General features: G+C 71.0%; 16 protein-coding genes and 1 pseudogene. 9 read left to right on the top strand and 8 right to left on the bottom strand.

Features of this window, described 5'->3' with window-relative positions; translation table 11 throughout:
- Positions 1–5: 5 nt before the first annotated feature.
- A complete protein-coding gene (locus tag LO772_RS14730) occupies positions 6–962 on the bottom strand; it encodes an oxidoreductase (protein WP_231778860.1) in 957 nt (318 codons plus the stop codon).
- 161 nt (positions 963–1,123) lie between these two features.
- Here LO772_RS14730 and LO772_RS14725 point away from each other — a divergent pair, with 161 nt between their 5' ends.
- The 4 genes and pseudogenes from LO772_RS14725 to LO772_RS36325 form a co-directional block, all read left to right on the top strand.
- Positions 1,124–1,867, top strand: a complete 744-nt coding sequence (locus LO772_RS14725; RefSeq protein ID WP_231778859.1) for a demethylmenaquinone methyltransferase — start codon at positions 1,124–1,126, stop codon at positions 1,865–1,867.
- Between the two features lie 20 nt (positions 1,868–1,887).
- Positions 1,888–2,565 carry an MOSC domain-containing protein gene (locus LO772_RS14720; RefSeq protein WP_231778858.1) on the top strand — a complete coding sequence of 226 codons (678 nt, stop codon included), beginning with the start codon at positions 1,888–1,890 and terminating at the stop codon, positions 2,563–2,565.
- A gap of 217 nt (positions 2,566–2,782) precedes the next feature.
- A complete protein-coding gene (locus LO772_RS14715) occupies positions 2,783–4,030 on the top strand; it encodes a geranylgeranyl reductase family protein (protein ID WP_231779556.1) in 1,248 nt (415 codons plus the stop codon).
- A 46-nt stretch (positions 4,031–4,076) separates the two neighbouring features.
- Positions 4,077–4,196: pseudogene (locus LO772_RS36325) on the top strand (DUF6332 family protein); the annotation flags it as partial.
- A 146-nt stretch (positions 4,197–4,342) separates the two neighbouring features.
- Here the strand turns inward: LO772_RS36325 and LO772_RS14710 are convergent.
- Positions 4,343–4,525: a DUF397 domain-containing protein gene (locus LO772_RS14710; RefSeq protein WP_231778857.1), complete on the bottom strand. Its 183-nt coding sequence runs from the start codon at positions 4,523–4,525 to the stop codon at positions 4,343–4,345.
- Positions 4,522–5,367, bottom strand: coding sequence for a helix-turn-helix domain-containing protein (locus LO772_RS14705; protein WP_231778856.1), 846 nt, complete (start codon positions 5,365–5,367; stop codon positions 4,522–4,524). Before LO772_RS14705 ends, LO772_RS14710 begins: the two co-directional genes overlap by 4 nt.
- 244 nt (positions 5,368–5,611) lie before the next feature.
- On the opposite strand from LO772_RS14705, the gene LO772_RS14700 reads away from it, so the two are divergent.
- Complete coding sequence (locus LO772_RS14700; RefSeq protein WP_231778855.1) at positions 5,612–6,004, top strand: ATP-binding protein; 393 nt, start codon at positions 5,612–5,614, stop codon at positions 6,002–6,004.
- 576 nt (positions 6,005–6,580) lie between these two features.
- Here the strand turns inward: LO772_RS14700 and LO772_RS14695 are convergent.
- The 3 genes from LO772_RS14695 to LO772_RS14685 form a co-directional block, all read right to left on the bottom strand.
- Positions 6,581–7,060 (bottom strand): polyketide cyclase, encoded by a 480-nt coding sequence (locus tag LO772_RS14695; RefSeq protein ID WP_231778854.1) that lies wholly within the window; start codon positions 7,058–7,060, stop codon positions 6,581–6,583.
- Between the two features lie 179 nt (positions 7,061–7,239).
- Positions 7,240–7,647, bottom strand: a complete 408-nt coding sequence (locus tag LO772_RS14690) for a hypothetical protein (RefSeq protein WP_231778853.1) — start codon at positions 7,645–7,647, stop codon at positions 7,240–7,242.
- A 1-nt stretch (position 7,648) separates the two neighbouring features.
- The gene (locus LO772_RS14685) at positions 7,649–8,467 is read right to left on the bottom strand and encodes an SDR family NAD(P)-dependent oxidoreductase (protein ID WP_231778852.1); all 819 of its coding nucleotides are present in this window, start codon (positions 8,465–8,467) and stop codon (positions 7,649–7,651) included.
- 92 nt (positions 8,468–8,559) lie between these two features.
- Here LO772_RS14685 and LO772_RS14680 point away from each other — a divergent pair, with 92 nt between their 5' ends.
- Positions 8,560–9,123, top strand: a complete 564-nt coding sequence (locus tag LO772_RS14680; RefSeq protein WP_231778851.1) for a TetR/AcrR family transcriptional regulator — start codon at positions 8,560–8,562, stop codon at positions 9,121–9,123.
- Between the two features lie 188 nt (positions 9,124–9,311).
- Entirely contained in the window at positions 9,312–9,962 is a 651-nt protein-coding gene (locus LO772_RS14675) for a hypothetical protein (protein ID WP_231778850.1), read from the top strand.
- A 49-nt stretch (positions 9,963–10,011) separates the two neighbouring features.
- On the opposite strand, the gene LO772_RS14670 is transcribed toward LO772_RS14675, so the two are convergent.
- Positions 10,012–10,551 (bottom strand): anthrone oxygenase family protein, encoded by a 540-nt coding sequence (locus LO772_RS14670; RefSeq protein WP_231778849.1) that lies wholly within the window; start codon positions 10,549–10,551, stop codon positions 10,012–10,014.
- A 141-nt stretch (positions 10,552–10,692) separates the two neighbouring features.
- Positions 10,693–11,628, bottom strand: coding sequence for a hypothetical protein (locus LO772_RS14665; protein WP_231778848.1), 936 nt, complete (start codon positions 11,626–11,628; stop codon positions 10,693–10,695).
- Between the two features lie 487 nt (positions 11,629–12,115).
- Here LO772_RS14665 and LO772_RS14660 point away from each other — a divergent pair, with 487 nt between their 5' ends.
- Together LO772_RS14660 and LO772_RS14655 are read left to right on the top strand one after the other, a co-directional pair.
- Positions 12,116–12,643 carry an O-acetyl-ADP-ribose deacetylase gene (locus LO772_RS14660; RefSeq protein ID WP_231778847.1) on the top strand — a complete coding sequence of 176 codons (528 nt, stop codon included), beginning with the start codon at positions 12,116–12,118 and terminating at the stop codon, positions 12,641–12,643.
- Between the two features lie 520 nt (positions 12,644–13,163).
- On the top strand, positions 13,164–13,523 hold the full coding sequence (locus tag LO772_RS14655) for an NADH-quinone oxidoreductase subunit A (protein WP_231778846.1): 360 nt from the start codon (positions 13,164–13,166) through the stop codon (positions 13,521–13,523).
- Positions 13,524–13,531 lie beyond the last annotated feature (8 nt).

The following is a 13,531-nucleotide window of genomic DNA, read 5'->3' as shown; positions in this document are numbered from 1 at the left end:
GCGGATCAGTCGTCCAGCGGCGGCGCCCAGCGCACCCCGGTGACCTCCTCCGACGCCTCCCACAGCCGCCGGTTTTGCGCCACATCGCGGACCCACGGCGCACGGGGCGTCCGCGCCGGGCGTCCGAGCATGCCGAAACGGGGGCCGTAGAACGCGCCGTTCCGCACATCCGGTGCGGTGGCGGCGTACAGCTGCGGCAGCGCACCCGTGTCCGGCGACGTCGCCACCAGCCGGTTCACGAGCGCGGCGCCCCGCTCCGCGCGCGTGTCGCCCGTCATGCGCGGCCCGACGCTCTGCAGATTCGTGTCGGCGTACCCGGGATGCGCCGCGACGCTCACCAGATCGACGCCCGACTTCCGCGCACGGCGTGCGAGTTCGGCGGTGAACATCAGGTTGGCCGACTTGCTCGCGCCGTACGCCCGCCACTTCCGGTACGGCACCCGCCACCCCCGCACGTACGCCGGATCCGGGCGGCCCAACGCGTGCGCGCCGCTGGCCACCGTCACCACGCGCGCCCCGGGGCGCGTCAGCAGCAGCGGCGCCAGCAGCCCCGACAGCGCGAACGGGCCCAGGTGGTTCGTGCCCATCTGCATCTCGAACCCGTCGGCGGTGCGGCGCGGCGGCAGCGCCATGACCCCCGCGTTGTTCACCAGGATGTCGAGCCCGTCGAAACGCTCGCCGACGGCGTCCGCGAAGTCGCGTACCGACGCCAGGTCCGCGAGGTCGAGCGGCAGCACCGACACGTCGGCCAGATTCGGCGGCAGCGACCCCGCGACCCGGGCGCGCGCCGCCTCGCCGCGTTCCGCGTCGCGGCACGCCATCACGACCGTCGCGCCCTTGCGCGCGAGCTCCCGTGTGGTGACCAGGCCCAACCCGGAGTTGGCACCGGTCACGACCGCCACCATGCCCGTCAGATCGGGGATGTCGTCGGTGGTCGTCCATGCCTTGTGTGGCGCGCGCATGTGTCGCTCCTCCCGCGGATACGGAATCGGCCCCGGACCCGTCGACCGCCCGGGTCCGGCTCCCGCCCGCGACACTACGCGGGCGGCCGTGCCGGACGGAGGGAGCGCGCCGCACCGACCGCGCGTACCGGGCACGGACGCGCACCCGCGAAGATGGAGCCGTGACCCGAGCCTCCCTGGACAAGCAGCCGCGCGACGTCGCCGCGATGTTCGACGACGTCGCGGCGAAGTACGACCTGACCAACACCGTTCTGTCCCTCGGCCAGGACCGCCGGTGGCGCAAGGCCGTCACGGCCGCCGTGGACCCGCGCCCGGGGGAGCGCGTCCTGGACCTCGCCGCGGGCACCGGCACCAGCTCGCTGCCGTTCCGCGACGCCGGCGCCACGGTCGTCCCGTGCGATTTCTCGCTCGGCATGCTCCGCGAGGGCAAGCGCCGCCACCCGGACCTGCCCTTCACCGCCGGGGACGCCACCCGACTGCCGTTCGCCGACGACACGTTCGACGCCGTCACGATCTCCTTCGGCCTGCGCAACGTGAGCGACCCGAAGGCCGGGCTCGCCGAGATGCTGCGCGTGACCAGGCCCGGCGGGCGCCTGGTGGTGTGCGAGTTCAGCCACCCCACGTGGCGGCCGTTCCGCACGGTCTACGTCGAATACCTGATGCGCGCGCTGCCGTCCGTCGCCACCGCCGTCAGCAGCAACCCCGAGGCGTACGTCTACCTCGCCGAGTCCATCCGCGCGTGGCCCGACCAGCCCGCGCTGGCCCGCTTGGTCGGCGAGGCGGGCTGGCACCGCGTCGCCTGGCGCGACCTCACCGGCGGCGTCGTGGCCCTGCACCGCGCGTTCAAACCCGGTGATCCGGACGCGCCGCGGCGGCCCCGGATGTCGGGAGCCGACACGCCATAAGCCCTGGGTACGGTGTCGCCATGTCTGCTCTCATGTCGGTCAACGTCGGCAAGGCCACCCCGTCCGAGCACTCCGACGAGCCGGTCACCGGGATCGACAAGCGCCCCACGGAAGGGGCCGTGCTCCTCTCCGCCCCCGAGGAGGGCAGCGGCGTGGCGGGCGACGACGTGTGCGACCGGCGCCACCACGGCGGCCCGGACCAAGCGGTCTACGCGTTCGCGTGGGAAGACCTCACCACGTGGTCGGACCGCATCGAGCGGACGATCGAACCCGGCATTTTCGGCGAGAACCTGACCACGGTCGGTGTCGACGTGACCGGCGCGGTGATCGGCGAGCACTGGCGGGTCGGCGGCGCGCTGCTGGAGGTGTCCACGCCGCGCATCCCGTGCCGGACGTTCGCCGGGTTCCTCGGCGAACGCGGGTGGATCAGGCGGTTCACGCGGGAGGCGCGGCCGGGCGCCTACCTGCGCGTTCTCGAACCGGGAGAGGTACGCGCGGGCGACGCGGTCGAGATCGTGCACCGGCCGGGCCACGGCGTCGACATCGGTACGGTCTTCCGCGCGCTGACCACCGCACCCGAGTTGCTGCCGAAGCTGCTCGACGTCGAGGCCCTGCCGGACAAGGCGCGCGAGAAGGCCCGCAGGCGGCTGAGCGGCCACGTCGACCCGGTCTCGGAGCGGCTGAGGGACCACGACTGACGACGGGCGGCGGGGGCGACGGCCGCCGCGGCACTAAACTCGGTGGCTATCCGCCGCAGCCCCGTACCTCCGTACACGGGCGCACCCCAGGAGAGCCGCGTTGACCGAGCCCTTGTCCGAGTCCGTGCCCGCCGCCGAGGTCGTTGCCGAGGCTGATGCCGACGAGACCACCGCGTCCGGAACCTTCCGGGCCGACTCCGCGCACGAGGCCGATGTCATCGTCGTCGGCGCCGGCCCCGCCGGGTCGACGACGGCGTACCACCTCGCGAAGGCCGGGCGCAGCGTGCTGCTCCTGGAGAAGACGGCGTTCCCGCGCGAGAAGGTGTGCGGTGACGGGCTGACGCCGCGTGCGGTCAAGCAGTTGGTGTCGATGGGCGTCGACATCTCGCCCGAGGCCGGGTGGCTGCCCAACAAGGGCCTCCGGATCCTCGGCGGCGGCATGACGCTCACGCTCGACTGGCCCGACCTGGCGTCGTTCCCCAACTACGGCCTGGTCCGCAAGCGCACCGACTTCGACGAGATCCTGGCGCGGCAGGCTGCGTCGGCGGGCGCGAAGGTACACGAGCGGACGAACGTGACCGGTCCGGTGCTGGACGAGCGTACGGGCCGTGTCGTCGGCGTGCGCGCGAAGGTCGGGGCCGACAAGGAGGAGAAGGTCTTCCGCGCCCCCGTCGTCGTCGCCGCCGACGGCAACTCCACGCGCCTGTCGCTCGCGATGGGCCTGCACCGCCGCGAGGACCGCCCGATGGGCGTCGCGGTGCGCACCTACTTCACGTCCCCGCGCCACGACGACGATTACCTCGAATCGTGGCTCGAACTGTGGGACAAGCGCGACGGCAAGAACGACCTGCTGCCCGGCTACGGCTGGATCTTCGGCATGGGCGACGGCACGTCGAACGTCGGCCTCGGCCTGCTCAACACGTCGGATTCCTTCAAGGACATCGACTACCGCGACCTGTTGAAGGCCTGGGTCGCGGGAATGCCCGAGGAGTGGGGCTACACCGACGAGAACCAGGAAGGCCCCATCCGTGGCGCGGCGCTGCCGATGGGCTTCAACCGCCAGCCGCACTACACCAAGGGCCTGCTCCTGGTCGGCGACGCGGGCGGAATGGTCAACCCGTTCAACGGCGAGGGCATCGCGTACGCGATGGAGTCCGGCGAGATCGCCGCCCAGGTCATCGCCCAGGCGCTCGCCCGCCAGACTCCCGAGGGCCGCGAGCGCGCGCTCCACGACTACCCGCGCATCCTGAAGCAGACCTACGGCGGCTACTACACGCTCGGCCGCCTGTTCGTCAAGCTCATCGGCGAACCCAAGGTCATGAACTTCGCGACCAAGCACGGCCTCCCGCACCCGGTCGCCATGAAGTTCGTCCTCAAAATGCTCGCCAACCTGACCGACCCCCGAGGCGGCGACGCTTTCGACCGCATCATCAACGGCATGGCCAAGATCGCCCCCCGCGCGTAACCGCCGAGGCGGCGGACGGCGAGGCGGCGGACGGCGAGGCGGAGCCGTGCCGGCGCGCGGTCGCGCGGAGCGGGACCGGAGGACGATCGAGATCGTCCACGCGGTCGTTTCCGCGGCGATCGCGGCCGGCGCGACAGCGCTCGGCCTGGCGGGCTTTGTCCTGTTCCTCGATCCGCGATCCGCGCGGTGTCTCCCCGGAGATCGCCAAGGCGACCGCCCTCGCGGTTTCGGCGGGTGTTCCGATCGGTCGGGTCGTGTTCGTGCTCGGGCGGTTCGACCGCGGGCGCCGTGCCGCGAAGGGCGTTCGCCGCTTCAGTGTCGCTTGAGGCTCCCCAGGAACGCACTCCAAGCGGTCGTGGGGAGTTCGATGTGGCCTTCCGCGCGTGACTTGCTGTCTCGGACGCCGGTGCGGCGGTCGAGTGGAGCGACCTCGATGCAGTCACCGCCTTGGGCGGAGTGGCTCGATTTCCGCCATGTTCGTGGCTGGGAGGTCATAGTGTCTTCAGTCTCCTGGAGATGTGCTCGCGAGATTCGTGCGCGCTCAGGGAGTTGGCGATCAGATACTCCAGCTGCCGCCGGTGGCGACGAATGTCGCGTTCCTCGTCCCTGATGAGGGTCCCCGCGTGGTACTCGATGAACAACACGCTCGGATCGTGGGGTTCCGGAAATCCGTAAAGGGTCAGGCCGCCGTTGAAGGCGTTCGCCGTCGAAGTGATGGGCAGAACACGGAGATTGACATTCGGCAGCTCGGTGATGCCCAGGAGGTGTTCCAGCTGTTCGGCCAGCACCTTGCGACCGCCGATCTCGCACAGCAACGCCGCCTCGGAGATGACGGCGTCGAGAGTGATCGGCCGGTCCCCGACCAGGACCCGCTGGCGTTTCATACGCACTTCGACCAGCGCCTCGCGGTGATCGGGGTCCGGAATCGACGGGCCCGACGTCATGACCGCGGTCGCGTAGTCGCGGGTCTGGAGGAGGCCGACGACGAGATTGGCGTTCGCGGCGTGCACGCTGGACGCCTGTGATTCCAGGCAGATCAACTCTTCGTACGCCGGGTTGAGGAAATCCGCGTAGCGGGCCCACCAGCGCGGCCCCGACGGCTCGGTCAGCAGGGTTTCCAGCCGGACCGCGTCCGCGGACTCCAGGCCGTAGAGCGTGCAGAGCCTGCGCAAATCACGGGGAGTGAGGGCGACTTTCGCGTTCTCGATGCGGCTGATCTTCGACTTGTCCCACCCGCAGGCGTCGGCGACGTCCTCCCCGGACAGGTCGACTGCCGTACGCCACCGCCGCAGTTCGGCGCCGACCCTGCGCCGGGCGTACGTGGGTGTTCCCGCCATCGCTCCTCCCATCCGCTCACGCGAAGGCAGTCTGCGGCAACCGGGCGAACCAGCAGTCGAATTCGCCGATCAGGCACTCGATCGAGTGATGCTTCCCGGGTTATTGGTGCATGCAACGTTGCACGCGTCTAAAGTCCAGACGGTGCCGTCACGCACCGCGTATGAGCGAACACGAAAGGGGAGTGCTTTGACAACCCGAATGCTCGACCACCGTGGGAGATCCAGGCATCACCTGATCGCCCCGGTGGCCACCGTCAGATGCCCGTCCGCTCCGGAACTGGTCGGCCCCGTCCGGAACTTCGTCCACGAATGCGCCGTCAGGCTGGGCGCGGGCGAGGGTGACGCAGAAACCGCCAGGCTGCTCACCAGTGAACTCGTCTCCAATATCGTGCGCCACACCCCGTGGGGAACTCCCGTGCGGGTGAATGTACTTCACGACCCCGAGTGCCATGTGATGGTCGTCGCCGTCGAGGACTCCCACCCGTGCACCCTGGCCATTCCGCTGCTCGGCCGCCCCGCCCCCGAAGACGAATCCGGTTGGGGCCTTCCGCTCGTGAGCCGCCTCGCCCACGAATACGGCATCGCCCCGCTGGCCCAGGGAAAGCGCGTCTGGTTCACGATCGCGCTGAATACGTGAGCATCTGAATACCTGATTTTCTGAACCTGAAAGTCCTGGAACGCGCCAACCCCCGAACCCGACGCCCCCTGAATCCGGACGTACGAACTCCCCGATTCCTGAAGGCTTGTGAATCCGGAGCCCCCCCAAGCCGCAACCCTCGCCGCACGAACCCGCCCGCGCCCACCGGGGATTGTCCCCGCGATACCGGAAGAAGAAAGACCGGACCGCGTGTTTTCGCCGGGGCGGAGAACCGAGAGCGGGCCAGGGGGATTTCCGCGTGCGATCGCGTGGGAAAATCCGATCGACACCGGTGGAGGCGCGGCATCCGAGGGGAAAGGGGGGACAATGCCGTGGTGTTCTTCGTGGGTCGGACGGCGGGGAGGAGAGCTGTGATCCCAACGATGACGGCGCGGGTGCGCCGGTGCGCGCGACGGGTCGGTGCCTGTGCGGCGGTGGGGGCGATGGTCGTGCCGATCAGACCACTGGGCGGCACCACCTGAGCGGTGTCAGCCCGCGGAACCCACGCGTTCGCGCGGTACGCGCCCGGACCGACGCGACGGTATGTGCTCCCCCGCGACTCCGCGGACACCGCCCTCACCGACGCGCGGCCAACGCGGCCAGGTGGTCGAGTGAGTTCGCGAGGTGGTCGGGGCCGAAGGGCGGGAACGTGATGCCCCGGTCCCGGATGTGGCGCGGCACCGCGGACCAGTCGTACGTGAGCGTCACCTCGGTCGCCGACGGACCGAGCGGTGTGAGGTCGTAGCGCCACAGCCACCCGCCGAACTCCAGCGTGCCGTCCGCCAACTCTTGCCCCGTCAGCCAGCCGATGGCGCGCGGGGGATCGAGGACGTGGACCTTGTTGACCGTCTGATAGCCGCCGTCCGGATGGTTCGCGTGGTACATGCCCATCCGGAAGATCTGCCCCGGCTCGGTCAGCGGAGCCCGGTCGACGGGCGCCCGGACCCAGCCCGTGCCGTCGATCGCGGTGTGGTTCACCGGATCCGCCAGCACCGCGAACACCCTCGCGGCGGGCTCGGTGACGGTCAGCGTGGCGCTGACGCTTTCCTGGCTCATGGCGTGGACGCTCCTCGGGTTCGCCGCTCGGCCCTTCCTACGATGAAGACGGCCCGGCGCGGCGGAACTCATCGGTCGTTTCGCACCCGGACGTGGCGGGATCGCGACGGGCGTGGGCGGGCTGACGGGTACCGGCCGCCGTCACGGCCGACCCAGCGTCGGCACACGGCAGAGATCACCTACCGGGCGGACGACGACTGCCCCTGCACGCCACCGTCGTCGGAACGGGCCCGGCGCTCGCTCCCCTGCACGCCGGCGGTCCCGACCGCGAGAGCATGGTCCCGCCGGCCGAGTTGTTCGCGGACCGGTGGACGGTCGTCCTGCCCGATCTGCCCGATCTGCCCGATCTGCGCGGCTACGGCCGTTCGGTCGGCCGGAACCCGGCCTCCCCCACGTGGGCGCGGTACACCGACGACCTGGTCGCGCTCCTGGACCACCTCGGCCTCCCCGACGCCGTTCTCGCCGGGGCGGGTCCGGGCTCCCCGCACGGAGACGGAGCGGCTGCGCGCCGACGCCGAGGCGGAGGCCGAGCGCGTCCGTACCGAGGCGGCGGGCGCCGCGTCCTCGCCGCCGGAGCGTCGGTGCACGTCAGAGGCTGTTCTCGACCACCGCTGCCAGCCGAACGGCGTCCTTGTCGTCGCGGGCGCCGCCGAGGGCGAGCCTTTTGGCGCCGCGCAAGGCGGCCCGCCCCGGGGCGGGGTGGTCGATGAGGTCGATGACCGGGGCTACCGCCTTCTCGGGGCGGCGGCCGAACAGCGTCCCGAAGACCGTGGCCGCGGTCCGCATCCCCAGGCCGACGTCACCCGCGAAACCGGACTTCACGAGCCACGCCGGCCCCCACGTCACGTAGGTGAGGGCCGGGTTGTCGCGGGTGGCGAGGAGGCCGAGGAGTTCGTTGGCGCGACGCTGCTGGGCGTTGGATCGCGTGAAGGTGAACGCGTCGGTCATCCCCGGGTCGTCGAAGTCGATCGCGTCCGGCCGTGCGCCGGGAACGGCGGTGTTCACCACGACCGGGTGCCCGGCGGCCCGCAGCCGCGCGGCGAGGCCCGTGACGAAGACGTATTTGCCGAGGAAGAAGAGTGCCCAGGACGCCTCGTGCCCCTCGGGGGTGACGTGCCGCCGTTGCCGGATGAACGACGCCGCGAGCACGAGGGCGTCGATGCGCTCGTGGTGCGCCGTCAGGTGGTCGACCACGCGGCGGCTCTCGGCGACCAGGGAGAGGTCGGCCGCGATGAACTCGGCGCGCGACGCGGCCGACGGGGTCCCGCGGGTCACGCCGGCGACCAGCGCCTCGAACTTCGCGCGGTTCCGCCCGATCACCACGACGCGGTCGCCCCGCGCCAGGAAGTGCCGTGCCAGTGCCGCACCCATCCCGTCGGTGCCTCCGGTGATGACGATGGTTCGCATCGGCGCATGCCTCCCCTGTTCCGGAACCGATGTTCCGGAAGGCAGCGTAGCACCCACACGGAACATGTGTTCCGCATCGCTATAGTGGCGGGGTGCCCGAGGACCGGAGACAGCGGCGGGACGCCGCCGCCAACAAGCAGCGGATTCTGATCGCCGCGGGCGAGGCCTTCCGGCGCGGCGGCATGGCCGTCGACATGCGCGCGGTCGCCGCGGCGGCGGGGGTCGGCATCGGCACGCTCTACCGGCACTTCCCCACCCGCGAGCACCTGGTCCGGGCCGTGACCGGCACCGACATGGCCGCCCTCGCGGTCGCGGCCCTCCCCGAGGGCCTGTCCGCGCTCCCCGCCCTCCGCGCGTTCCTCCACGCGAGGGTGTCCCATCTTGTGGGCAACAAGGCGATGGTCGACCTGCTCGCCGCCGGGTCGCCGGCCGAAGCCGAGGTCGAACGCTGCCTCGCGCACCTCACCGGGATCGGCCGCGAGGCGGTCGCCCGGTCCCGCGCCGACGGAACCCTGGCCGCGGACGTCACCGCCACCGACATCGCCTACCAGGTGTTCGGCCTCATCCGCATCGCCCAACTGCTTCCGGCCGACGACCCGGACGCGATCACCCACCAGGTCGAAATCGCCCTGCGCGGCCTGTCCGCCCCCCGATGACGACAACCACGCGCCGCGAGCGACGCCCACGGAACGCCACACGCCGGCGCCATTCGGTTGTCCACAGGCCTGTGGACAACCTGGGGGTAGTCGTGGGAACGAGACACGAAGTCCCGTGCCGGGGGCGGCACTTGTCCGCCGCGAACGCGGCCGGCGCGGGGGGCGTCCGCCCGGCGTAGAGTGAGCCGATGGACGCTGTCTCGCGCTCGGTCGTCGGGGAGATCCGGGAGAAGCTCGCGCTCCTTCGGCGCGTCGCGGACGAGCCCGGCGCCGGGGTGGTGGTCGAGGCGCCGACCGGGCCGGTCGAGGCGATTCCCGGGTTGCCGGAGGAAGTCGCGGACGTCTTCGGCGTGGTGGGCAGGCTGGAGGGGACGTACTTCCGGTTCGTGCGGCCGGACGAGGTGCTGGGCCCCGCGGCGTGGGCGGCGCGGGAGCGGGTGGACGACTGCCCGATGGGCGACCCGCTCACCGTGGGCCGGGAGTTGGTGAGCACCGCCCGGGTGCCCGAGATGTCCGTGTATGGGGAACGCGTGGTCATGGACACCGACGACGGCGTCGTCTACTTCCTGGCATCCGACGACTACATGTGGCTGTGCCGCACCCCCGACGCCGACGTCGAGTTCCCGGAACTGGCCCCCGGCATCGCCGCGTTCTTCAACGACATGGTGCTGGGCCCGGGCTACGTGCGGCTGGTCGACACGGTGTTGGGCCCGGGCGCGCGCGTGCGCAGGGACCGCAAGGGCCGGTACGCCGACACGTGGCTGCGGCTGCTGATCCGTGCCGGGCTGCTGTCGGCGGAGGACGCGGAACGCGCGCGGGACGACGCGACGCCCGCGTGAGACCGAGGGAAGGCGGGCCCGCGGGCGCCCGCCTTCCCTCGGCCGCGGCTCATCCGCCGTGGGTGCGCGTCGCCCGCCCCCGGAGGAGCGCCGCGTACGCCAGGGCGCCCACGGCCGCTGTGGACAACACCGTGCGGACGATGTTCCAGGCCACCCACGGGTCTTCGAAGTCGGCGCGTACGGCGTGCGGGTCGGCGATCGCCGCCGGATCCCCCGCGTCGTGCAGGGTCTCGTTGAGCGGGATGTTGAACGCGATCGTGGTCACGGCGCTCAGCGCGTACAGGACCAACCCCGCGGTGATCCACCGCGGGACGGCGCCCCCGCCGCGGCGCCGCTGCGCGAAGACGGCCGCGAGCGGTACGAGGAAGGCGCCGAAGAACGCGAGGAAGAAGACCGGGTTCTCGATCTTCTCGTTGATCCGCTGCATCACGTCGATGTAGGTGCGGTCGTCGGCCCCGTCGAGCCCGGGGACGATCGCGACGGAGAAGCAGAAGTGCACGCCCGCCATCAGCGCGGTGAGGACGATCGAGGCGATCAGCAGGGCGTCGTGGCCGGTACGGCTGCGGGAGGCGCTGTCGGTGGAGGTCATGCCTCCATTGGACCGCCGTGGATGAGATGAATCCATGGCCGTGAGCCGCAGATACATAAGCAATCGTCTCATCCGGTCGGAGGGAGAGACAGCGCCCGCGCGAGCGCCGCCCCTCCCCGGGCCGGATGAGGGGACGGGTGGTCAGGCGGCGGACTCCGCGGCGTGGGCGGCGGGGATGTCGGGGGCCGGAATGTGGCTCGGGTCGTCCTCGCCTCGGCTGTGGAAGTAGGCGCGGACGGCGGGTTCGAGGTCGGCGGCGGCGGGGGTCCACCGGAGGACGCGGCCGGGTTCGTCGACGAGGTGATCGGCGGGGGAGAAGTCGGCGAGGAGGGCGTGGCGGTCGTTGTACCGGCGTTGGGCGCGCGGGCCGTGTTCCAGGACCTGGATGTCGGCGGCGGCAGCCGCGACCCCCCGGTCGGTGAGCCAGTGGGCGGTGGCCGCGACCCAGGCGTCCTGTTCGGCGAGGAGTTCGGGCGACCATGTGCGGGACAGCATGTGGCGGTGGCGGGCGAGCCAGGGGACGGACGGGGTCTTGTGGTCGACCCGGATCGCCCGTCCGAGAATCGAATCGCCCCCGCCGACCACGGCGTGTTCGAACAGGCCCGGGCCGTCGGCGAACAGCGAGCGGTCGGCGCCCCAGACGAGGCCCATCGCGCCGCGCTCGCCGGGGAGCAGCGCGCTGGAGCGGGTCATGGAGACGTGGCCGGCCGTGTCGCGGTAGCGGGCGGTGCGAAAGCACTGCACCACCGCCGCGGTGCGGAACGCGTCGGCGACGGCGTCCGCCCAGTCCTCGTCGACGATGATGTCGCTGTCGGACCACACGACATGGGTGTACCGCGCGGGCAGCCGGGAGACGGCGAGGTTGATCAGGCGTTCCTTGTGCCAGAGATAGGGGCAGTCGGCGTCCCAGAACGCCACCTGCGCGTCGAGGGGACGGCTGCCGCCGGCCCCGGTGAGATGCACGTCCCCGGCCAGGCCGACCGCCCGGAACGCGGCAAGAGTGCGGGCCAGCTTCCGCTCATGGGAAACGTAGCCCGCCGGATTGAAGTAAGGGATCACGACCGCGAGTTCGACCATGCCGAAACCGCCCCCTCGCCCGGAATCGCAGTGACGGAAAAAATACGGAAACGCGACGTCGGCACCGCCTCCGGCCCATGCGACATAAGCCGCAAGTGCGGCCGTGGGAGCGGCCGTACGCGGGGAGTCTCGGACGAGGGCGCGGCGAACGTCGGGGAAGATCGCCGAAATGGCGACACAGGTGTGCTGAGTGTGCTGGACAACGACGATGACCTGCGATGACGCCACGACCCACGAGGAGCCGGAACTCCATGATGACTCATGAGGGTTCGCCTGCGTAACGGATTTGGCGAGGGAAAATGCAACTCTCGCGGCCGAGTTCGGGAGTGCGGGCGCGGCGTGCGGCACGACGTCGGTTTTCGGCCGACCGGGCAGATGGGCGCGGCCGGAATTCGGCGGTCGGAGGCCGGATTCGCGTACGAGGCGCGGCCCGGTCCCGTCACTCCGCGTTCGCGGCGGAGGACGCCCGCCGCATAGCGTGGCGGCCATGGTCGGGATCACGCTGGTACGGGGCGACATCACCCACGAATCCGTCGACGCGATCGTCAACGCCGCGAACTCGTCGCTGCTCGGCGGTGGCGGCGTCGACGGGGCGGTCCACCGCCGGGGCGGCCCCGAGATCCTGGAGGCGTGCCGGGCCCTGCGCGCGTCCCACTACGGGCGCGGGCTGCCGGCCGGACAGGCGGTCGCGACGACGGCGGGGCGGCTGGACGCGCGGTGGGTGATCCACACCGTCGGCCCGGTGTGGTCGGCCTCCGAGGACCGCTCGGCCGTACTCGCGTCGTGCTACCGCGAGTCCCTGCGCGTCGCGGACGAACTGGGCGCGCGCAGCGTGGCGTTCCCGGCCGTCTCGACCGGCGTGTACCGCTGGCCGATCGACGACGCGGCCCGCATCGCGCTCACGACGGTGCGGGACACGGACACCCGCGTCACCGAGGCCCGGTTCGTCCTCTTCGACGACCGTGCCCAAGCCGCGTTCGAACGCGCGCTGGCCGCACTCGACGCGGCCGGATAGGCGACGCGGCGGCCGGACGCGGCGCCGACCGCGGTCACGCGTCGACGGGGAGTTCCCGCGTGCCCCGCCTCCCCCACGCGCCCGTTCGCCGCCCCGCCCGCCCAACTCGCTTTTCATTCCGTGGGTTTGATTCGCGTGTGACAGGAAACCCCAAGGTCACGCGTGGTGCCCGATGCCCCGCGAGGGTCCGTTCACTAACACGAGACCGTGATCTTGATCAAATTTGATGATCCGCCAAATCCGGTGATATAGACCGTTCCTCGAATCGGCATCCGCCGGGTTGGTTTGCGCGCTGAGCGTGTCCGAAAGCGTGCGCTGCGTCGCAACCTGTTTGTGCATGATCGTTTCTGAACGATCATCAGGTGGTGAAGATCACAACAAGATCGAATAGCACCCGTGTCGCAGATCACAAGACGAGGGGCGTAGGATCGGCGCCGTTCCGGGTGCTTGTGAACCTGGTCACATGCTCACAAGCGGGTGGGTGTGACCGGGCCCGATGGACGGAAGGGAGCAGTGCGGCATGAACCTGTACGCGCCGATTCTCGTGCTCGGCGGCATCGCCGCCGCGTTCGGTGTGATCTCCCTCGTCGCCGGTGCACTGACCGGGCCCAAGCGGTACAACCGGGCCAAGTTGGAGGCGTACGAGTGCGGTATCGAGCCGACACCGCAGCCCATGGGCGGCGGGCGCTTCCCGGTGAAGTACTACCTGACGGCGATGCTCTTCATCATCTTCGACATCGAGATCGTCTTCCTCTATCCGTGGGCCGTCTACTTCGACTCCCTCGGCATCTTCGGTCTCGTCGAGATGGCCCTGTTCATCCTCACCGTGTTCGTCGCGTACGCCTACATCTGGCGCCGCGGCGGCCTCGAGTGGGACTGATCCGCACA

Source organism: Yinghuangia sp. ASG 101 (assembly GCF_021165735.1).
Lineage (GTDB): Bacteria > Actinomycetota > Actinomycetes > Streptomycetales > Streptomycetaceae > Yinghuangia.
This window is presented reverse-complemented; position numbering and strand designations above follow the sequence as displayed.